The sequence below is a fragment of the Streptomyces sp. NPDC127098 genome (genome assembly GCF_042722465.1).
GTDB lineage: Bacteria > Actinomycetota > Actinomycetes > Streptomycetales > Streptomycetaceae > Streptomyces > Streptomyces millisiae.
The window spans coordinates 129,070-146,401 of record NZ_JBHXFJ010000006.1 but is presented as its reverse complement, the minus strand read 5'-3'; the positions used below and the strand labels follow the sequence as shown (position 1 = coordinate 146,401).

Genomic DNA, 17,332 nt, shown 5'->3' with positions numbered 1-17,332 from the left:
ACGTCACTTGGTCCGCGCTACTCAATCACTTACGTCCCGGATGCCACCAGGGTCCCGAGGAAGTCGTGTCTGATCCGGTCCGCCGGGATGCCGGCGGAGACGAGCGCGTCCACGCTCTTGCGGATCATCTGGGGCGGGCCTGACAGATAGCCGTCGAAATCTCCCCAGGGGCCGAACTCTTTGACGGCCTCGGGGAGTTGCCCGGCGAATCCACGGGTGGCGTACTGCGCGACGACCGGTCTGACCGACAGCCAGGGCAGCCGGCGCTCCAACTCCAGGAAGGAGTCGAGGTCGTAGAGGTCGGCGTCCCGTTGGGCGCCGAAGAAGACCTCGACCTCGCGGCGCACCCCGTGCTGGGCGACGTCCTCGACGAGGGCCTTGATGGGGGCTATGCCGGTGCTGCCGCCGACGCACAGCAGACCGCGGCTCGAGGTGTGGTCCACCGTCATCGAGCCGGCCGGCGGGCCGAGTTTGATGACGTCGCCGCGTCTGGCCCGGTGCACCAGGGAGCGCGAGACCCAGCCCGCGGGCACCGCCTTGACGTGGAACGACAGCAGCCCGTCGGGGCGGGGCGAGGAGGCGAAGGAGTAGTAGCGCCAGACCCGCGGCCACCACGGCGTCTCGACGCTCGCGTACTGGCCGGCGCGGTAGGGGTAGGGCTGGTCGGTCCTGACGGTGACGACGGCGACGTCGCTGGTGCGCCGCTCGTGGCTGACGATCTCGGCGTACCACCAGGGCGGCGAGCGGAGTTCGTCCTCGGCCGCGGCGTCGATCATGATCTGCGAGATGGCGGTGTAGGCGCGCACCCAGGCGGCCTCCGCCTCCGGGCCCCAACTGCGCGGCGCGTAGCGCTCGAGCGCGGACATCAGGCATTCGCCGACCAGTGGATAGTGCTCCGACTGGGTGCCGTATTTCCGGTGCCCCCGGCCCAGGTTGCACAGGTAGTCGGTCAACGTGACGGTGTCGTCGATATGTTCCGCGGCGAGGAGCAACGCACCGAACAGTCGGTCTCGTTGGGCGTCCATCGCGGCGGGGAACATGTCGCGCAACTGCGGATTGTGCAGGAACAGCAACGCGTAGAAGTAGGACGTGGCCTGGTGCGAGACCGGCTCGATCTCCGCGAGTGTGCGGCGAATCACCACGGCGTCGGGGGAAGGCCCGTTATTGCGGAGCCCTTTCACGAGCGGGTTCTCGCCGCTGCTCGGGTCGAGGGTGGGATGACCGGAAGTCCACCCGCCGTCCGAGGTGTCCGGAACCGCGCCCGGATACCCGGTGGGGTGTTCGCCTGCCCGCTCGCCCGGCTGGCCGGCCCGGAAGTCGCCGCGGTACGCGTCGTGGCCCTGTCCTTGGCTCGCCGAAGCGGCGGCCCGCCCGGCGGCATAGCCGGATCCGGGCTCATTGCCATATCCGGCGGCGGTGGCGCCATCGTTGGCCGATATCGCGGTCATGACCCTGCCTCGCCTCGATCAACTCCCGGTCGCACAGCGTGTCAGCCTGCTCACCGGGAGCGGGTGGTTAACCGGAAACCCGGCCATCGCGCCCCCGCATCTCATAAACTGGGCGGCTTCTGACCGCCTCGATGCGGGACTGACCCTACCGTTATACGGACGAGACACAACCCCCCGGCTGAAACGCGGTCTTCGCGCCATTCCTCCGTTTCCTAGAGTGGGGGTCATGAATATCACCATGCGGCAGGCGGCTTCCGCCGATGTGCCCGAGATCGTGGCCATGTTGGCGGACGACATGCTTGGCGCGGGGCGCGAGAATCCCGCTGATCAGCAGCCCTATCTGGCCGCTTTCGAGCGGCTCGCGGCGGACCCGAACCAGCTGGTGTTCGTCGCCGAGGACGCGGACGATCCCGCGGCCGGCATCGTGGGCACCTTCACACTCGCCGTCCTGCACGGGCTCTCCCGGCAGGGCGCCTCGCGCGGCCTGATCGAGGCGGTGCGGGTGCGGGGCGACGCGCGGGGCAGCGGCCTCGGCACCGAGCTGATGAGGCTGGCCGTCGAGGAGGCCAGGCGGCGCGGCTGCGCGCTGGTGCAGCTGACGTCCGACGTGGCCCGCCTCGACGCCCACCGCTTCTACGAGCGGTTCGGCTTCAAGGCGACCCACCTCGGCTTCAAGATGGAGCTGTAGGGCGGGCGGCTACCGCCAGCCGTCGGGGTGCGTGCCGCCCGGCACCGGCGCCACCGGGTCGTACGGGGAGCGGGTGAACACGAACGTGCCGAGGTCGAGGTGGGTGACGGCGCCGGCCTCGTCCCGCCCGACCCGCAGCGTCTCGCCCGCGAAGTAGCCGGCGAGCCCGGTCCAGGTGCCGTCCGGCTCGGGCCTGAACCCGGAGGAGCGGAGGCTGGCGAAGCCGGCCGGGGCCAGCGACAGCGCGCGGCCGGCGCGCAGCCGCAGCTCGTAGGCGGTGGTCCCCCAGTACCAGACGCCGGTCAGGGCCACGAGCTCCGGATCGGGGGCCGGGTCGGGGCGCCAGACCTCGGGGATGGTGGGCTCCCTGCGCAGCACCTCGTCGAGCAGCCCGGTCGCGAGGCCGTGGGTGTTCGGGCCGCTGGTGGCGTTGGCGAGGACGACGGCGCCGATCCGCTCCTCGGGCAGCGTCCACAGCGAGGCGACGAAGCCGGGCATCGAGCCGCCGTGGCCGGCCAGCAGCCGCCCCTCGTGGCGCAGCAGCTGCACGCCGAGGCCGTAGGAGCCGTCCCAGCCCGCCGGTTCGGGCGCGGCCGCCGGGGCGCGCATCTCGGCGAGCGTGTCGGCGGACAGCACGTTCGGGTCGCCGGCCGTCAGGAAGGCGGCGAACGTCGCCAGGTCGACGGCGGTCGACCACAGCTGCCCGGCCGGCGCCAGCCGCCCGGTGTCCACGGTCGGCTCCGGCTGCCGCGCGTCGGCGTACGGGTGCACGGCCCAACCGCGCGCGTGCGGCTCGCTCGGCGCGTAGCCGGTGCGGGTCAGGCCGAGCGGCAGCAGCACCTCGTCGCGCAGCGCCGCCGCCCACGGGCGGCCGCGGAGCCGCTCGACGAGCGCGCCGAGCAGGGCGTAGCCGGGATTCGAGTAGTGGTACCGGCGGCCGGCCGGGTGCTTCTGGGGCCGCTCGCCGAACACGTCCGCCAACTCCGGCCGCAGCTCGCCAGGTGTCCGCTCCCACCACGGGCCGCGCCCCTCGGCGGCGAGACCGCCGGTGTGGCTGAGCAGCTGCGCCACGGTGGCGTCGGCGCCGTGCGGCACGTCGAGGTGGGCGCCGATCCTGTCCCCCAGGTCGAGCAGCCCCTCGTCGCGCAGCCGCAGCACCAGCACGGCCGTCAGCGTCTTGCTGATCGACCCGATCCGGTACTGCACGTCCGAGGCCGCCGCCGTCGTCTCCTCGGGCAGTTCGCCCCGCGCCCCGTCCCACACCACCCGGCCGTCCCGCACCACGGCCGCCACCATCGACGGCGCCCGCCCTTCGGCTTGCGCCGTGGCCAGCCGCCACTCGCACGCACGTGCCGTCTCGGCCATCACTCCCGCGTCGTTTCCACTCATGCGCCCACGCATACCGGCGCACCGGGGCCGACGCCAGCGACTTTCCCCGCGTGGCGAAGCCACGCGCCTGCCGGCGCGGCCCGCAGCGCGCCCGTGGGCTCGGCCACGGTGCGCCTGGCGGCGCGGCCATCGCCGGCCCCGGGGCCGGTGGGGCGCGCTTCGCGCGGGGTCGGCCTGCGGCCGGGCACCTGTCGGCGTGATGCGTAGCGCCCGCCGCGCTCCGCGCGGGTTTGGGCGCGCCCGCGGCCGGGTTGCGCCCGCGCCGGCCGGCGGGGGACGGGCATGGGCCGCCGCGGTCCGTGGCCGTGCCTTGCGGCGGCGGTCGCGTGGGTGCGCCCGCGGTGCCCGCCGGCCGGGGCCGGCGGGGGTGGCCTGGCTCAGTGGAGCGCCTACGCTGGGGTGGGTGGAGCGGGATCTCGTGCTTGGGTTCGTCAACACCGTGCGGCACGACGGGCATGGTGGGGTCGCCGACGACCTGGCCGATGTCGGTGGGTTCGCCGACTGGGTCGCCGGGTGCGGGGTGGGCGTGGCGGTGGTGGACGAGCGGCTGCGGGGTGAGGTGGTCGCGTTGCGACGGGCCGTGCGCGCGTTGTTCGCGCGGGCCGTGCGGCCGGGGCCGGTGAGTCGGGCCGATGCCGGGCGGTTGATGCCGGAGGCCGAGGCCGTGGCGCTGCTCAACGAGCGGGCGGCGCGTGCGCCCGGTGTGCCGCGGCTCGAGTGGCCGGCGGAGGCCGACGCGCCGCGTGCGCGGTTCGTCGCCGGCGAGCCGGAGTTCGGCGCCGCCCTCGCCCGCGCGGCGATCGACTTCCTGGCCGGCCCGGACCGGGTCCGGCTGCGGGCCTGCACCGCGCCCCGCTGTGTCCGCTACTTCCTCAAGGGGCACGGCCGGCAGGAGTGGTGCAAGCCGTCGTGCGGGAACCGGGCCCGCGCCGCCCGGCACTACCGCCGTCACCGCGTGAGCGGTTAGGCACACGATCTCTCGAATGGGCCGGGAGGAGGCTTTCCCCTAGGCCGAACGAGAGAGCCGCAGGGCCCCGTCCGGGGTAGTCGCGTGGCGGCGCGTGAAAAAACGGTTCCCATGCCATCGCCGCCCGTCTCCCTCGACACCCGGGTGCCCGCGCTGCTGCTGCGGCTGGACCGCAATCCGTTCCACCACGGCTCGCTCGGCGCGGTCAGGTCGCTCGGCCGGGCGGGCGTCGAGACGCACGCCTTCGTCGAGTCGCCGACCGTGCCGCTCGCCAGGTCCCGGCATCTCGCCGCCGCGCACCGCTTCGACGGCGATCCGCGGTCCGACGCCGACGTGGCGCGCGCCCTGGACCTGGCCGCGGCCAGGATCGGCAGGCCGGCGGTGCTGGTGCCGATGGACGACGCCGGCGCGCTGGCCGTCGCCCGGCTCCGGGACCGGCTGGCCGACCGTTTCCTGTTCCCCCGGCTGCCCGAGGGGCTGGCCGAGCGGGCCGCCGACAAGGCGGAGCTGGCCAGGTTGTGCGCCACCACCGGCATCCCGCACCCGGAGACCGTCGTCCCCGGCGACGCCGCCGAGGCGGCCGCGGCGGCGCGCGAGCTGGGGCTGCCCGTGGTGGCGAAGTGGAGCCGCCCCTGGCTGCTGCCGCGCGACGCCGGACTGCGCAGCGTCACGCTGGTGACGAGCCCGGAGCGGGCCGCCCGGCTGTACGAGTCGAGCCCGCTGGCCGGCAGCGCGCTGCTGCTCCAGCGCCGGCTGCCCGCCGGCGGCCCCGGCACGGACTGGTTCTTCCACGGCTGTTTCGCCGCCGGCGGCCGTCCGCTGTTCGTCGGCACCGGGCACAAGGACCTGGCCTGGCCGCCGCGCGCCGGCCTGACGGCCGTGGGCAGCTGGCTGCCGAACCCGACGGTGGCCGCGCTGGGCCTCGGCCTCGCCGAGGCGGTCGGCTACCACGGGGTGCTCGACCTGGATGTGCGGCGGGACGCCGTCACCGGCGGCTACCACCTGCTGGACTTCAACCCGCGCCCCGGCGCCCAGTTCCGGCTGTTCACCGACCGCGCCACCGGCCTCGACCCGGTCCGCGCGCTGCACCTGGACCTCACCGGCCGGGCCGCGCCCGGGCCGCCGCTCCCCCGCGCGGGCCGGACGTTCGTGGTCGAGAACTACGGGGCGCTCGCCTCGTTCGCGGACCGCAGGCCGTGGTGGCCGGGCACCGGCGGCCGGGAGGTCGAGTGGGCGTGGTTCGCGGCCGACGACCCGGCGCCGTTCCTCGCCCTGACGCGCGCCCTGCTCGGCCGGGCGGTCACCCGCTCGCGCCGCATCCCCACCCCAGCGGAGAAGGAGAACGCACGATGCACGACCTGGTAGTGGTGGGCGCCGGCCCCTACGGCCTCTCGGTCGCGGCACACGCCGCGGCGGCCGGCCTCGACCTGCGGGTGCTCGGCCGCCCGATGGCCTCCTGGCGCGACCACATGCCCGACGGCATGTACCTGAAGTCCGAGCCCTGGGCCTCCGACCTCTCCGAGCCGGTCGGCAGTGACACGCTCGCCGCCTACTGCGCCGAGCGCGGGCTGCGGGCCGAGCACGCGTGCCCGCTGCCGATCGGCACCTTCACCCGCTACGGCCTGTGGTTCGCGGACCGGCTGCCGGTGCCCGTCGAGGACCGCACGGTGACCTCCGTCGCGCCGCACGGCGACGGCTTCCGGGTGGAGACGGCGGACGGCGCGACGCTGCTGACCCGCACGGTGGCGATGGCCGTGGGCGTGATGCCGTTCGTCCACCTGCCGGAGGCGCTGCGCGAGCTGCCGGTCGGCCTGGCGTCGCACAGCAGCGACCACCGCGACCTGTCCAGGTTCAAGGACACCGACGTGACGGTCGTCGGTGCCGGCCAGGCCGCGTTGGAGACGGCCGCGCTGCTGGCCGAACAGGGGGCCCGCCCGACGGTGGTGGCCAGGGCGGGCGCGGTCCGCTGGAACACCACGCCGCTGCCGTTGCGCCGTGGCCCGCTCGACCGGCTGCGCGCCCCGCACAGCGGCCTCGGCACGGGCTGGTCGAGCTGGGTGTGGTCGGAGCTGCCGGGCGCGGTGCGCCGGCTGCCGGCCGGCACCAGGGCGCACATCGCGGCGACCGCGCTCGGCCCGGCCGGCGCGTGGTGGCTGCGGGAGCGTCTCGAGGGCGTCGTCCCGGTGCGGCTCGGCCGCGAGCTGCTGCGGGCCGAGGGTACGGACGTCGGGACGGTGGCGATCGAGCTGGCCACCCCGGAGGGGGGAGCGGAGACGGTGGAGGCCGGGCACGTGATCGCCGCCACCGGTTTCGTGCCCGACCTGCGGCAGCTGCACATCCTGGATCCGGCGGTGCGGGAGGCGCTGCGCACGGTGCGCGGCACCCGGGCGCCCGAGTTGAGCGGCGGGTTCGAGTCGTCGCGTCCCGGGCTGTTCTTCGCGGGGTTGCTGACGGCGCCGTCGTTCGGACCTTCGATGCGGTTCGTCCACGGGGCCACGTTCACGGCGGGCCGGCTGGTGCGCGGGGTGCGGCAGCGGCTGGGCGGCCGGCGCTGGCCGGTGCGGCTGCCGGGACCCGCGCGGAGTAGCGGTCGGCCGGTGGATCAGGCCGCCAGCTGGGTGGCGAGCGTCTTGGCCTTGGCGCGCGCGTCCTCGTGCGCCTTGGCCGCGGACTCCTTGGACTTCTCCAGCAGCGGAGCCATCGCCGGCACGATCGGCGCCAGGGTCAGCTCGGGCACGATGAAGCTCACGTCCAGCCTGAGCGCGCCGCCGAGCAGCCACTCCAGGTAGCTCTGGGCGTAGTCGTTGCCCTCCATGGGGGTGCCGGGGGCGTAGGAGCCGCCGCGGCTGGAGACGACGGTGACCGGCTTGCCGGCGATGGTGGAGTTCTCGCCGGCCGTGCGCTCCATGATGATCACGTGGTCGATCCACGCCTTGAGGCTGGACGGGATCGAGTAGTTGTAGAGCGGCGCGCCGAGGAGGACGGCGTCGGCCGCCTCCAGCTCGCCGGCGAGCTCCTCACGCAGCGCGAACGCGGCGAGCTGCTCGGGGGTGCGGTCCGGGATCGGCACGTACTGGGTGTGGTAGGCGGCGCCGTCGATGTGCGGAATCGGGTTGGCGGCCAGGTCCCGGTAGATCACGGTGCCCTCGGGGTGCTGTTCCTCCCACGCCTCGCGGAAGCTCTTGGTGACGGCGCGCGAGACCGAGTTCTCGCCGTTGATCGACGAGTCGATGTGCAGGAGCGTGGCCATGGGGTCCCTCCGGGGGTAGCTTTGGTTAGGTGCTGCGAAGCAGTACGCAACTATTAGTACCACAGCAGCTTACTTTTCTGCAGCAGAGTGCCGAAGTTCCGGTAGGCTGGACACATGGTGGAGCGGCGGGGCGAAGTGGGCGAACGGACAGGACGGGCGGGACCGAGCGGCGAGCGATCGAGGTGCACCGAGCCGGACACGGCGGTGCAGCGCGTCTTCAACCTGCTGGGCAAGCGCTGGACGGGCGTGCTGATCGCTGCCCTGATGGGCGGCCCCGGACACTTCACGGACCTCAGGCGCGCCGTCCCCGGCATCAGCGAGCGGATGCTCTCCGACCGGCTCAGCGAGCTCGTCGCCATGGGCCTGCTCACCCGCGAGGTCCAGGAGGGCCCCCCGCTGCGCGTCACCTACCGGCTCACCCCGTCCGGCCAGGAGCTGCGGCCCGCCCTGCTCGAGCTGACCAGGTGGGCCGAGACCCACCTCCCCGAGGAGGACGTCAGCGAGTGCCCCAGCCAGCAGCAGCTGACTCCCCCCGCCCCCGGCTGACGGCCGGCCCCCCGGCCGCGCCGCGCCGATAGGGTGTGGGCGTGGCGGATGACACGACGGACCCGACGACCACGGACCCGACGAGCATGGACTCGACGAGCACGGACGAGGCGGCGGACGACGCGGCGGCGACGGCGCGGCTCGAAGCGGCCGTGCGGGCCGCCGAGGGCGCGCTGATCGAGTTCGAGATCGCGGTGGAGACCTTCCGCATCGAGGTGGAGAACTTCTCCCGCCTCCACGAGCAGCGCCTCGGCCCCTACTACAGCCGCCTCGAAGAGCTCGACGCGCAGATCGCCGAGGCCGTCGCCGCGCGCACCGGCGACCCGGAGGACGAGCGCCGCGCCCGCGAGGCGCGCGCCGCGATCATGCCGATGCCGCAGGTCGCCGACCTCTTCCAGGGCTGGCTCGACAGCGAGGGCTTCAGCCAGGAGGCCTACGCGATGCTCACCCAGCAGCCCGTCCAGCAGCCGCCCCGGGTCCGCCCCTCCGACGAGGCCCGCAAGCTCTACCGCGAGCTGGTCCGCAAGTGCCACCCCGACCTGGCCGTCGACCAGAACGAGCGCGACCGCCGCGACGTCTTCGTCTCCCGCGTCAACCAGGCGTACGCGCGCGGCGACGAGGACGCGCTGCGCGAGCTCGCCGACGAGTGGGACCGCGGCCCGCGCGGCGAGGAGCCGGCGTGGGAGCGGCAGGAGGAGCTGTACGCCCGCCTGGAGTGGCTGGCCCAGCGCAAGGACCTGCTGGCCGACGCCGCCGCCGCGCTGGAGGACAGCGCCGTCGGCTCGATGCTGCGGATGGCCGGCGACGACCCCGACGGCATGCTGGCCGAGATCGCCGAGGGCCTCCGGCAGCGCGTCGTCGAACGCGAGGCCGAGCTGGCCCGGCTGCGCGAGTCCGCCTGACGGCTCCCCGCGCGGCCGCGACGCCTCGGCTGGCCGCGTTGGCTCCGCCGCGTGGGGCGCCATCCGCCGCACGCTCGTCCACCGGGATCCGTCGGACAGGACCCGCTGGCGGCTAGGGCCTGTCTTTCGGATCTTCGCGGGCTCGCGACGAGCCCCCAGCCATGGGGGTCCCCCCGGGCGGAGTCTCGGGAGGCTGGGAGGTGCCCCCAGGCATCCCGGCTGGCTGCGTTGCCCCACGCCGCGGAGCGGCATGTCGACGCTGCGCGCGAGTACGGCCACGTACAAGCTGCGCTGCCGGCGACACTCGGCTGGCCGCGTTGGCTCCGCCGCGTGCGGCGCCGTCCGCCGCACGCTCGTCCACCGGGAACCGTCGGACGGGACCCGCCGGCGGCGGCGAGTAGTCTCGGCCCATGAGCTTCGCACCCGTGCAGAACGTCCCCCCGACCGCCGTGCCAGCCGACGCGCCGCTGCTCGACGTCCGCGAGCCGGAGGAGTGGGCCGCAGGCCACGCGGCGGGCGCCCTGCACATCCCGATCGGACAGGTCGTCGAGCGCCTCCCGGAGATCAAGGAGGCCGCGGGCGACGAGACGCTGTACGTCGTCTGCAAGGTCGGCGGCCGCTCCGCCCAGGTCGCCGCGTACCTCGCCCAGCAGGGCATCCCCGTCGCCAACGTCGACGGCGGCCTGCACGCCTGGCAGGACGCCGGCCGCGCCCTCGTCTCCGACCAGGAGAACGCCGAGCCGTTCGTCCTCTGAGCCACCGGGTGGGTCAGCCCGCCGGTTCCGCCGGTTCCGGCGGTTGCGCCATCGACGTGAGGCGGCGGGCGAGCCGGGCGGCGGCCTCGCGCAGCTCAGGCGGGTCCACCACCTCGGCGTCCAGGCCCAGCATGGCCACCCGCCCGGCGAGCCAGTTCAGGTCGTCCCCGCCGACGACGAGCAGGCACCACCCGTCGCGGTCGTCCTCCTCCACCCGCCCCACCTGCGGCGGCACCAGATCCCGCACCCGCTCGACCGGGGCGCGAAGCCGTACCCGGGCCAGGTGCCGGTACGGCGACTCCGTCACCGACCGCCGCACGTAGGCGACCGGGTCCGGGTGCTCCCGGGGCCTGAAGCGCCAGTCCGTCGCCGTCACCTCGCCCATCCGGTCGAGCCGGAAGGTGCGCCAGTCGGCCCGATCGACGTCCCAGGCCATCAGGTACCAGCGGCGCCCGGTCGTCACCATCCGCACCGGCTCGACCGTGCGCTCGCGCTCCCCGCCCTGCCGGCCGGCGTACCCGAACCGCACCCGGACGGCGTCCCGGCAGGCCCGGGCGAGCGTCACCAACACCTCGGCGTCGATCTCCACGCCCGGGCCGACCAGGGTCTCGGTCGCGCCGTGCACCGCCCGCACCTCCGCGCGCAGCCGGGGCGGCATCACCTGGTCGAGCTTGGCGAGCGCCCGCAGCGCCGCCTCGGCAGCGCCGGCGACCGTGCCGCCCGACGCCAGCCGCAGCGACACGCCCGTCGCGATGGCCTCCTCGTCGTCGAGGAGCAGCGGCGGCAGTCGGGTGCCCGCGCCGAGCCGGTAGCCGCCGCCGACGCCGGGGAGCGCGTGCACCGGGTAGCCGAGCGCCCGCAGCCGCTCCACGTCGCGGCGCACCGAGCGGTCCGTGACCCCCAGCTCGGCCGCGAGCTCGGCGGCCGTCCATGACGCCCGGCGCTGCAGCAGGGCCAGCAGCCGCAACACCCGTTCGGTGGTCGCCTCCACGGTCATCCGGTCATCGTTCCACGACGTTCCACGAAACGCGGCGAATCACGGAACGACGCTGTCCGCAATATGCGGAAGGCTGGGGCCATGACCGACCAGACCTGGGACCGGACCTGGAACCCCCTGCTCCGCGCGCAGCTCGACCACCACTGGACGAGCCAGCTGCGCGAACGCCTCGACGGGCTCACCGACGACGAGTACTTCTGGGAGCCGGTGCCCGACTGCTGGAACGTGCGCCCGCGCGGCGCGCCCGGCAGCGCCCCGGTGCGGGCCGGCTCCGGCACCATGACCATCGACTTCGCGATGCCCGAGCCCAGCCCACCGCCCTTCACCACCATCTCCTGGCGGCTCGGCCACGTGATCGTCGGCGTCCTCGCGATGCGCAACGCCTCGCACTTCGGCCGCGCCGCCACCGACTACCAGTCGTTCGCCTACGCGCCGACCGCCGCCGAGGCGCTGGCCCAGCTCGACGCCGAGTACGCCACCTGGCAGGCGGGCGTGGCGGCCCTCGGCGAGGAAGGACTGGCCCGCCGCTGCGGCGCCGCGGAAGGCCCGTACGCCGAACGACCGCTGGCGGAGCTGGTACTGCACATCAACCGCGAGGTCATCCACCACCTCTCCGAGGTGTGCCTGCTCCGCGACCTCCACCAGCACACCCCTGGGAGGGGGAACTGAGATGGCCCACGACATCCAGATCACGTTCGACTGCGCCGACCCGGCCGCGCTGGCCGACTTCTGGGCCCTGGCCCTCGGCTACCGGCTCCAGGACCCGCCCGCCGGCTTCGACTCGTGGGACCAGGCCCTGGACGCGCTGGGCGTGCCGCCCGAGCGCCGCAACGACCGCTCGGCGGTGGTCGACCCGGACGGTGCCGGGCCACGGCTGTTCTTCCAGCGCGTGCCGGAGGGCAAGCTGGCCAAGAACCGCGTGCACCTCGACGTGCGAGCCGCCCCCGGGCTCACCGGCGACGAGCGGATGGCGGCCCTGGAGGCGGCGGCCGAGCGGCTCGTCGCCCACGGCGCCACCAGGATCGACCGCCACGAGCCCGCGCCGCCGCTCGCCGGCGGCCACCTCGTGATGACCGACCCGGAGGGCAACGAGTTCTGCCTCGACTGACCCGACGACCTGCCGGGGGTCAGCGGCGGTCGTCGGCGCAGAGGGCGGCGTCGACGGTCTCCTGGAGGTGGGTGCGGGTGTCGCCCGGCACGGCCAGGGTGGTGGTGTAGGCGGTGACCGTGCGGTCGTCGCCCCGGCCGGGCGCCCAGCCGCCGAGCACCGTGTCGCCCGGCAGGTCGCCGCCGTGGCCGTAGTACCGGCCGCCGCAGCTCAGCGGGAAGCTGGCGACGCCGTAGCCGTAGCGGGTGCCGGCCGGGAAGACGCCGTCGCCGCCGACCCTGGAGACGTCGTGGGTCATCAGCCACACCGCCCAGCGCGGCAGCAGCTCGCCGCCGAACAGCGTCTCCCAGAAGACGTTCAGGTCCTCCGGGGTGGAGACCAGGCCCCCGGCGGCGCCGAAGAGGTGCCCCGGCAGCTCGGTGAGGTCGGTGGCACCGGCCGCCGGATCGGCCGGGCTGACACCGTAGTTGTGGGCGTGCCCGCCGCGCAGGCCGAACTCGCCGCGCTCCGGCCAGTAGGTGCTCTCCAGGCCGAGCGGGGTGATGATCGTGTCCTCGACGTAGGCGCGGAAGTCGTCGCCCGTGACGGCCTCGATGACCATGCCGAGGACGAGGTAGTTGGTGTTCGTGTACGCCCAGTCCGTGCCCGGCTCGAACAGCGGCTCCTGGGAGAGCGCCAGGGTGAGGAGTTCCTCGTCGGTGACGTCGAGGTCCGTCCAGTCCATCAGGCCGACGTACTCCGGCAGTCCGCTGGTCTGGGACAGCAACTGCCGCACCGTCACCGCGCTGTCCGCCAGCTGCGGCACGTGCCGGCCGGCTCGCTCGTTGAGCCCCAACCGCCCCTCGGTGACGAGCCGCATCACCGCGACCGACGTGAACGACTTGGTGTTGCTCGCGATCCGCACGCTGCCGTCCGAGCCGACCATCTCCCGGCCGCTCCCGGCCTCCGCCGTTCCGGCGGTGTGGGTACGGTCCCCGGTGAACGCCAACGCGCCCGGCACGCCGTCCTGCTCGACGAGCCGGTCCACCTGCCCCTGCACGGCGTCGACATCCCGCCCACCGGCGACGGCGACGGGGACCGTCACCCCCACCACTGTGGCGGCGAACAGGACGGCGGCGGTGAGGCGACGGCGCATCATGACGTTTCTCCTTGGGCGTTGGACGTGGGTCCGATCGACTGCCTCAAGCCTGTCGATCAACCGGCCTCCGGACACTGGCCGCAGACACCGACGCCGGGGTGTACCCAACCCCCCTGTGAACACGGGTCACAGGGCCATGGGTGGGTGTGGCGGACTTCTCTAACTTCTTCCTGGTCACACCACGGTGACCCGATGTCGAAGCACGACGTGTTGGAGGAAAGCCCTCATGGCCCGCAGGAAGTTCGGAACGGCCGCCGCGATCGCACTGTGCACCGCCCTGGCCGGTGTGGGTCTCGTCGGTTGCGACGACGCGGAGACGGAAGCGACCACCGAGGCCCCCGCCGGGGACGCCGACGCGGATCTGTTCACCGGCACCGGGACGATCACGGTCGGGGAGTACTCGGTGAACGTCTCCTGCTCCGGCACCCCGGTCGAGGGCCGGCCGACCGTCGTCCTGTTGCACGGCGGCGGCGACGACCTCACCGCCATGGCCGACTTCCAGGAGATGCTGAGCGCCGACGGCCGGGTCTGCTCCTACGACCGCCTGGGCGCGGGCGGCAGCGACCAGCCCGCCGGGCCGCAGGACTACGACGACACGAGTGAGGTCCTCGACGGCGTCCTCGACGCGGTCGCCGGGGACGAGGGCGCGGTGCTGGCCGGCCACTCCATGGGCGGCCTGATCGCGGCCCGCTACGCGCCCGAGCACCAGGACCGGGTCGCGGGTCTGGTGCTGCTGGACGCCACCCCGCCCACCCAGGTCGCCGACCTGACGAACCGGATCCCCGAGTCCGCCACCGGCCCGGCCGCCGAGCTGCGCGCCCAGACCCTCGCCATCTTCGAGGGACAGAACCCGGAACAGCTCGTCATGGCCGACGGCGAGGTCGGCTCCGCCGGCGACATACCGGTCCAGGTCGTCCGACGGGGCCTGGCCCAGTTCGCCGAGGTACCCGAGTACGGCCCGGGGCTGGACGAGGACTGGGCCGCCGGCCAGGAGCAGTGGCTGGCGCTGTCCAGCGACAGCGAGCTCGTCACCGCCGAGAACAGCGGCCACTACGTCCACGTCGACGAGCCGGACATCGCCGCCGAGGCCGTCAACGCGGTCACCGAGCAGGCCAGCGCCTGAGGCTGCGCCTGCGCCTGCGCCTGACAGGAGTACGTACACGCCCGGGTAGTACGGGTCGGGGCCCTCGCCGTACGGCGAGGGCCCCGGTTTCAGTGGGTGGTCGTCCTGGCGTGGGTGAGGAAGGCCGACCAGGCGGCGGGGGAGGTGTGGAACCGTGGGCCGTCCGTCAGCTTGGAGTCGCGAACGTGCACGGCGTCGGCGCACGTCGCCACCTCGACGCACTGACCGCCCTCGTTGGTGCTGTAGCTGGACCTGAACCAGTCGAGCTCGGGTGGTTCGTTGCTCATAGTTCTCCCAACAGCTTCTCGATCAGCTCCGTGGACTCCCGGAAGTTGAGAGCCTGTGCTCGGATACTTCCATATCGGGCCGCCATCAGACGTACCTGTTCCGCGTCAGTGATGAGCCGGCTCTGAGCATGGGATTCGATGTAGACCAGCTGGGACTTGCCCTTGGGGGTGAGCAGCGTGAAGGGGCCGTCCAATCCCGGGTGTTCTTGCTGGGCGGTGCGCATGATCTGGAGCTCGGTGCCGGGGAGTTCCGCCGCGCGGAGAAGATTGAGGAGCTGTCCTCGGTGCACCTCTCGGCCGCCGATCTGGCGGTGTAGCACCACCTCCTCGATGACGAAGGTGGTCTTCGGCGGTGGCCAGTTGTGCAGGATCTTCTGACGTTCGAGGCGATCGGCCACGCTGGCGTCGATCGTCTCCTTCGAGAATGGCGGCTGCCGGACCCCGTACAGCGCGCGAGCGTACGACTCGGTCTGGAGTAGCCCGGGAATCACCATCGTGCTGTACTCGTGGATTTCCACGGCCTTGCCTTCGAGCCGCGCGAACACGCGGAACCAGGCCGGGTGTCGGGTCCTGGCCTTGGTGCGGGCCTTTTCCAGGTCCTCGATGACGGCGGTCAGCAGGCCGCCGGTCCCGAAGAGCTTGTCGGCCGCCAGCAGCATTTCCGGGGAGACGACGCGGCGGCCGCTCTCCACCGAACCCACCATGTCCACACCGTAGTTGAGGCGGTCGGCCGCCTCCTGCTGGCTGAGGCCGGCGCGTTCGCGCGCCCGTTTGAAGAGCTTTCCCACGGCCCGGATGAAGTCGCGGGCGCCGTCGTTGTCCTCGGGCAGTTCCGCCTCGGGATCCTGCGACTGTGACTGTGCTTCTTGCGACTGTGCTTCTGCCTCGGCCATGCCACCACATTTCTCTGCTGACAGGTGACGACCCGTGGTCGTACCCGGACCGTGCGTACCGGATGTAGTGCTGGCCACGATAAGTGGGTATGAGGACCGTAGGGGCATGACCGCAGAAATTCCGCCTCAACCGCGCACTTACGTGCAGCAGTTTGCTCCCACGCGCCGGTCTGTGCGCCTCGCACATCGACTCGTAATTCATCAACTTGGTATGTGGGGTCATTCGCCCGAGAGCCCGCTTAGCGCTGTGGCCGGGGCGATGGCTGATGAGCTGGCCGCCTATGCCGTTTTCTCCGGCCCGGGGGTGGGCCGCGGATTCCAGCTTCGGCTTCGGCAGCCGGGTCTAGTGGGGGCACTACGCATCGAAGTACGCGACGCACGCGGCGATTTCCGTCAACCGCCGTGGACGCATGGTCGCGGCCCGCTTGTCGTCGCGACGCGGGCCAGTGTCTGGGGGTTCACGGATCAGCGCGGCGTCGGCCGGACGATTTGGGCTGAGTTGGAAGAGATTGAATAGACATGAGCGCGCAGCAGAACGCCGATGGAGACGGAACGACTGACGCACCACAGCAGAGCCAGGAGCAGGGGCAGGAACCGGGCCAGGACAGCCCGACGCTGCAACGCCTGCGGCAACGCGTCCGCGAGCTCAACGCGCAGAGCGAGGCCAACGCCGTCCTGAAGGGCAGGTGGTGAGAGCAGGCGCTCGATCAGTCGCTCAGGAGTACCAGCGAGCTCGAACGGGTGAACTTGCGCTGATTGGGTGCGTTTGGGGCTGATCATCCGTCTACTGTCCGTCTCGTGGATAGACGGAACATTCAGCAACACCGCCCAGCGGACGCGATCGACATCAACGACTTCGTCCACACGGCGACTGGCATGCGAGTCCGGCGATTGACGTTGCCGGACGGTACGCACTGGTTCCCGGCCGTGGATCTGGCCAGTGGCCTGGGATACGTGAACACTCGGCAAGCGGTCCTGCATCACGTTGCCATGGAGCACACCGCCCAGCTGGACGATCTCGCGAGGAGCGTCTACGGAGTAGGCACTTCGCGCAAAATCGCAGGTCACGGGCTCAAGAAGTCCATGCGCATGGTGAACTTGCAGGGCCTGGTCGCGCTCGTCAACGGAAGCACCAAGCCCGAGGCCCGCCCCTTCAAGGCGTGGGTCAGCGAGGTGGTCGTCACCGTTCAACGTGATGGTTCGTACTCGTTGGAGAAGGCCGAGGCGCAGCCGGTCACGGCCTACGCGATGCCGCAGCAGGTCGCCGACGTCATCGTGCGGCTTGAGGAGCTGAACGTGCGCTCCGACAGACGGTTGGCCGAGGCGCAGGAGGAGGCCAACCGGGCGCGGTGGGAAGGCGTTGCCGCGATCCAGGACGTGGCGCGCGACGTGTCGCGACTGGTGGGTTTGTTGGAGCGGGTGCCCCGGCAGCGGGAGCACTTCGACCAGCCGTCCGTCTCCGCACAGGAGTTGTTGGAGTCGTGGCGGTCGCGGCTCACGGTCACGGAGGACATCTGGGCTGTCGCCGTGCTGCTCGCGCCCGCGCTGGCTGAGCGTGGTGAGGCGCGGTACGGCGTCGAGGAGATCGCGGCCGGCACGGGTCTGACGACCGCCCGGGTGCACGACTGCCTGCGGTTCCTGATCAAGCGGCAGTGCATCAGGCAGATCGGCTCGGTCCTCAACACGCCCGTGTACGGGCTTCCTCAGGCGTGAAGCTGGGGCGCGCTGCGGTGCGTGGTGGGCGTGATACGTTCTGTCGCGATCAAGGCGATCAACAGACAAAAGTTGACCCCGGCGGTGCGCCAACACCCCGGGGCCCGGCACAAGGACAGCAACTCCTC

General features: G+C 72.8%; 18 protein-coding genes and 1 pseudogene. 12 read left to right on the top strand and 7 right to left on the bottom strand.

All coding sequences use genetic code 11. The annotated features are described in order from the left end of the window. Positions 1–29: 29 nt before the first annotated feature. Positions 30–1,448: a globin domain-containing protein gene (locus tag ACFWI8_RS06720; RefSeq protein WP_387086641.1), complete on the bottom strand. Its 1,419-nt coding sequence runs from the start codon at positions 1,446–1,448 to the stop codon at positions 30–32. Positions 1,449–1,674: 226 nt separating this feature from the next. Between ACFWI8_RS06720 and ACFWI8_RS06715 the strand changes: the two genes are divergently transcribed. Further along, complete coding sequence (locus ACFWI8_RS06715) at positions 1,675–2,136, top strand: GNAT family N-acetyltransferase (protein ID WP_387086639.1); 462 nt, start codon at positions 1,675–1,677, stop codon at positions 2,134–2,136. 9 nt (positions 2,137–2,145) lie between these two features. On the opposite strand, the gene ACFWI8_RS06710 is transcribed toward ACFWI8_RS06715, so the two are convergent. Further along, on the bottom strand, positions 2,146–3,525 hold the full coding sequence (locus ACFWI8_RS06710) for a serine hydrolase domain-containing protein (RefSeq protein ID WP_387086637.1): 1,380 nt from the start codon (positions 3,523–3,525) through the stop codon (positions 2,146–2,148). 403 nt (positions 3,526–3,928) lie between these two features. On the opposite strand from ACFWI8_RS06710, the gene ACFWI8_RS06705 reads away from it, so the two are divergent. From ACFWI8_RS06705 to ACFWI8_RS06695, 3 genes and pseudogenes are all read left to right on the top strand, one after another. Next, positions 3,929–4,492: a CGNR zinc finger domain-containing protein gene (locus ACFWI8_RS06705; protein ID WP_387086635.1), complete on the top strand. Its 564-nt coding sequence runs from the start codon at positions 3,929–3,931 to the stop codon at positions 4,490–4,492. Between the two features lie 111 nt (positions 4,493–4,603). Further along, on the top strand, positions 4,604–5,857 hold the full coding sequence (locus tag ACFWI8_RS06700) for an ATP-grasp domain-containing protein (protein WP_387086633.1): 1,254 nt from the start codon (positions 4,604–4,606) through the stop codon (positions 5,855–5,857). Continuing rightward, positions 5,842–7,080, top strand: a pseudogene (locus ACFWI8_RS06695) (NAD(P)-binding domain-containing protein); the annotation flags it as partial. The gene ACFWI8_RS06700 and the pseudogene ACFWI8_RS06695, both read left to right, overlap by 16 nt. A gap of 14 nt (positions 7,081–7,094) precedes the next feature. Here ACFWI8_RS06695 and ACFWI8_RS06690 read toward each other — a convergent pair. Then, positions 7,095–7,742, bottom strand: coding sequence for an FMN-dependent NADH-azoreductase (locus ACFWI8_RS06690; protein ID WP_387086631.1), 648 nt, complete (start codon positions 7,740–7,742; stop codon positions 7,095–7,097). 114 nt (positions 7,743–7,856) lie between these two features. Here ACFWI8_RS06690 and ACFWI8_RS06685 point away from each other — a divergent pair, with 114 nt between their 5' ends. The 3 genes from ACFWI8_RS06685 (at position 7,857) to ACFWI8_RS06675 (ending at position 9,945) form a co-directional block, all read left to right on the top strand. After that, on the top strand, positions 7,857–8,288 hold the full coding sequence (locus ACFWI8_RS06685) for a winged helix-turn-helix transcriptional regulator (protein ID WP_387086629.1): 432 nt from the start codon (positions 7,857–7,859) through the stop codon (positions 8,286–8,288). A gap of 86 nt (positions 8,289–8,374) precedes the next feature. Further along, positions 8,375–9,190 (top strand): J domain-containing protein, encoded by an 816-nt coding sequence (locus ACFWI8_RS06680; RefSeq protein WP_387086721.1) that lies wholly within the window; start codon positions 8,375–8,377, stop codon positions 9,188–9,190. A 410-nt stretch (positions 9,191–9,600) separates the two neighbouring features. Next, positions 9,601–9,945: a rhodanese-like domain-containing protein gene (locus tag ACFWI8_RS06675; RefSeq protein ID WP_387086627.1), complete on the top strand. Its 345-nt coding sequence runs from the start codon at positions 9,601–9,603 to the stop codon at positions 9,943–9,945. Positions 9,946–9,958: 13 nt separating this feature from the next. On the opposite strand, the gene ACFWI8_RS06670 is transcribed toward ACFWI8_RS06675, so the two are convergent. Further along, positions 9,959–10,942: a helix-turn-helix transcriptional regulator gene (locus ACFWI8_RS06670; protein WP_387086625.1), complete on the bottom strand. Its 984-nt coding sequence runs from the start codon at positions 10,940–10,942 to the stop codon at positions 9,959–9,961. Positions 10,943–11,023: 81 nt separating this feature from the next. Here ACFWI8_RS06670 and ACFWI8_RS06665 point away from each other — a divergent pair, with 81 nt between their 5' ends. Further along, complete coding sequence (locus ACFWI8_RS06665; protein WP_387086623.1) at positions 11,024–11,611, top strand: DinB family protein; 588 nt, start codon at positions 11,024–11,026, stop codon at positions 11,609–11,611. 1 nt (position 11,612) lies between these two features. Further along, positions 11,613–12,050, top strand: coding sequence for a VOC family protein (locus ACFWI8_RS06660; RefSeq protein WP_387086621.1), 438 nt, complete (start codon positions 11,613–11,615; stop codon positions 12,048–12,050). A 19-nt stretch (positions 12,051–12,069) separates the two neighbouring features. On the opposite strand, the gene ACFWI8_RS06655 is transcribed toward ACFWI8_RS06660, so the two are convergent. After that, a complete protein-coding gene (locus ACFWI8_RS06655) occupies positions 12,070–13,188 on the bottom strand; it encodes a serine hydrolase domain-containing protein (RefSeq protein ID WP_387086619.1) in 1,119 nt (372 codons plus the stop codon). Between the two features lie 226 nt (positions 13,189–13,414). On the opposite strand from ACFWI8_RS06655, the gene ACFWI8_RS06650 reads away from it, so the two are divergent. Next, positions 13,415–14,311 carry an alpha/beta fold hydrolase gene (locus ACFWI8_RS06650; RefSeq protein WP_387086617.1) on the top strand — a complete coding sequence of 299 codons (897 nt, stop codon included), beginning with the start codon at positions 13,415–13,417 and terminating at the stop codon, positions 14,309–14,311. Positions 14,312–14,400: 89 nt separating this feature from the next. Here ACFWI8_RS06650 and ACFWI8_RS06645 read toward each other — a convergent pair whose 3' ends face one another. Beyond that, the gene (locus tag ACFWI8_RS06645; RefSeq protein ID WP_387086615.1) at positions 14,401–14,598 is read right to left on the bottom strand and encodes a DUF397 domain-containing protein; all 198 of its coding nucleotides are present in this window, start codon (positions 14,596–14,598) and stop codon (positions 14,401–14,403) included. Beyond that, positions 14,595–15,491 (bottom strand): helix-turn-helix domain-containing protein, encoded by an 897-nt coding sequence (locus ACFWI8_RS06640; protein WP_387086613.1) that lies wholly within the window; start codon positions 15,489–15,491, stop codon positions 14,595–14,597. The genes ACFWI8_RS06645 and ACFWI8_RS06640 overlap by 4 nt, the downstream gene beginning before the upstream one ends. Before the next feature lie 519 nt (positions 15,492–16,010). Here ACFWI8_RS06640 and ACFWI8_RS06635 point away from each other — a divergent pair. Together ACFWI8_RS06635 and ACFWI8_RS06630 are read left to right on the top strand one after the other, a co-directional pair. Continuing rightward, positions 16,011–16,184: a hypothetical protein gene (locus ACFWI8_RS06635; RefSeq protein ID WP_387086612.1), complete on the top strand. Its 174-nt coding sequence runs from the start codon at positions 16,011–16,013 to the stop codon at positions 16,182–16,184. A gap of 105 nt (positions 16,185–16,289) precedes the next feature. Beyond that, positions 16,290–17,204, top strand: a complete 915-nt coding sequence (locus ACFWI8_RS06630; protein ID WP_387086610.1) for a Bro-N domain-containing protein — start codon at positions 16,290–16,292, stop codon at positions 17,202–17,204. Positions 17,205–17,332 lie beyond the last annotated feature (128 nt).

What these genes read in the sequence shown, in the direction of transcription:
- ACFWI8_RS06700 (WP_387086633.1), top strand. Translation starts at nt 4,604, where the DNA reads ATGCCATCGCCGCCCGTCTCCCTCGACACCCGGGTGCCCGCGCTGCTG.
- ACFWI8_RS06655 (WP_387086619.1), bottom strand. Translation starts at nt 13,188, where the DNA reads ATGATGCGCCGTCGCCTCACCGCCGCCGTCCTGTTCGCCGCCACAGTG.
- ACFWI8_RS06720 (WP_387086641.1), bottom strand. Translation starts at nt 1,448, where the DNA reads ATGACCGCGATATCGGCCAACGATGGCGCCACCGCCGCCGGATATGGC.
- ACFWI8_RS06710 (WP_387086637.1), bottom strand. Translation starts at nt 3,525, where the DNA reads ATGAGTGGAAACGACGCGGGAGTGATGGCCGAGACGGCACGTGCGTGC.
- ACFWI8_RS06665 (WP_387086623.1), top strand. Translation starts at nt 11,024, where the DNA reads ATGACCGACCAGACCTGGGACCGGACCTGGAACCCCCTGCTCCGCGCG.
- ACFWI8_RS06640 (WP_387086613.1), bottom strand. Translation starts at nt 15,491, where the DNA reads ATGGCCGAGGCAGAAGCACAGTCGCAAGAAGCACAGTCACAGTCGCAG.
- ACFWI8_RS06670 (WP_387086625.1), bottom strand. Translation starts at nt 10,942, where the DNA reads ATGACCGTGGAGGCGACCACCGAACGGGTGTTGCGGCTGCTGGCCCTG.
- ACFWI8_RS06685 (WP_387086629.1), top strand. Translation starts at nt 7,857, where the DNA reads ATGGTGGAGCGGCGGGGCGAAGTGGGCGAACGGACAGGACGGGCGGGA.
- ACFWI8_RS06690 (WP_387086631.1), bottom strand. Translation starts at nt 7,742, where the DNA reads ATGGCCACGCTCCTGCACATCGACTCGTCGATCAACGGCGAGAACTCG.
- ACFWI8_RS06675 (WP_387086627.1), top strand. Translation starts at nt 9,601, where the DNA reads ATGAGCTTCGCACCCGTGCAGAACGTCCCCCCGACCGCCGTGCCAGCC.
- ACFWI8_RS06635 (WP_387086612.1), top strand. Translation starts at nt 16,011, where the DNA reads ATGAGCGCGCAGCAGAACGCCGATGGAGACGGAACGACTGACGCACCA.
- ACFWI8_RS06645 (WP_387086615.1), bottom strand. Translation starts at nt 14,598, where the DNA reads ATGAGCAACGAACCACCCGAGCTCGACTGGTTCAGGTCCAGCTACAGC.
- ACFWI8_RS06715 (WP_387086639.1), top strand. Translation starts at nt 1,675, where the DNA reads ATGAATATCACCATGCGGCAGGCGGCTTCCGCCGATGTGCCCGAGATC.
- ACFWI8_RS06660 (WP_387086621.1), top strand. Translation starts at nt 11,613, where the DNA reads ATGGCCCACGACATCCAGATCACGTTCGACTGCGCCGACCCGGCCGCG.
- ACFWI8_RS06650 (WP_387086617.1), top strand. Translation starts at nt 13,415, where the DNA reads ATGGCCCGCAGGAAGTTCGGAACGGCCGCCGCGATCGCACTGTGCACC.
- ACFWI8_RS06680 (WP_387086721.1), top strand. Translation starts at nt 8,375, where the DNA reads ATGGACTCGACGAGCACGGACGAGGCGGCGGACGACGCGGCGGCGACG.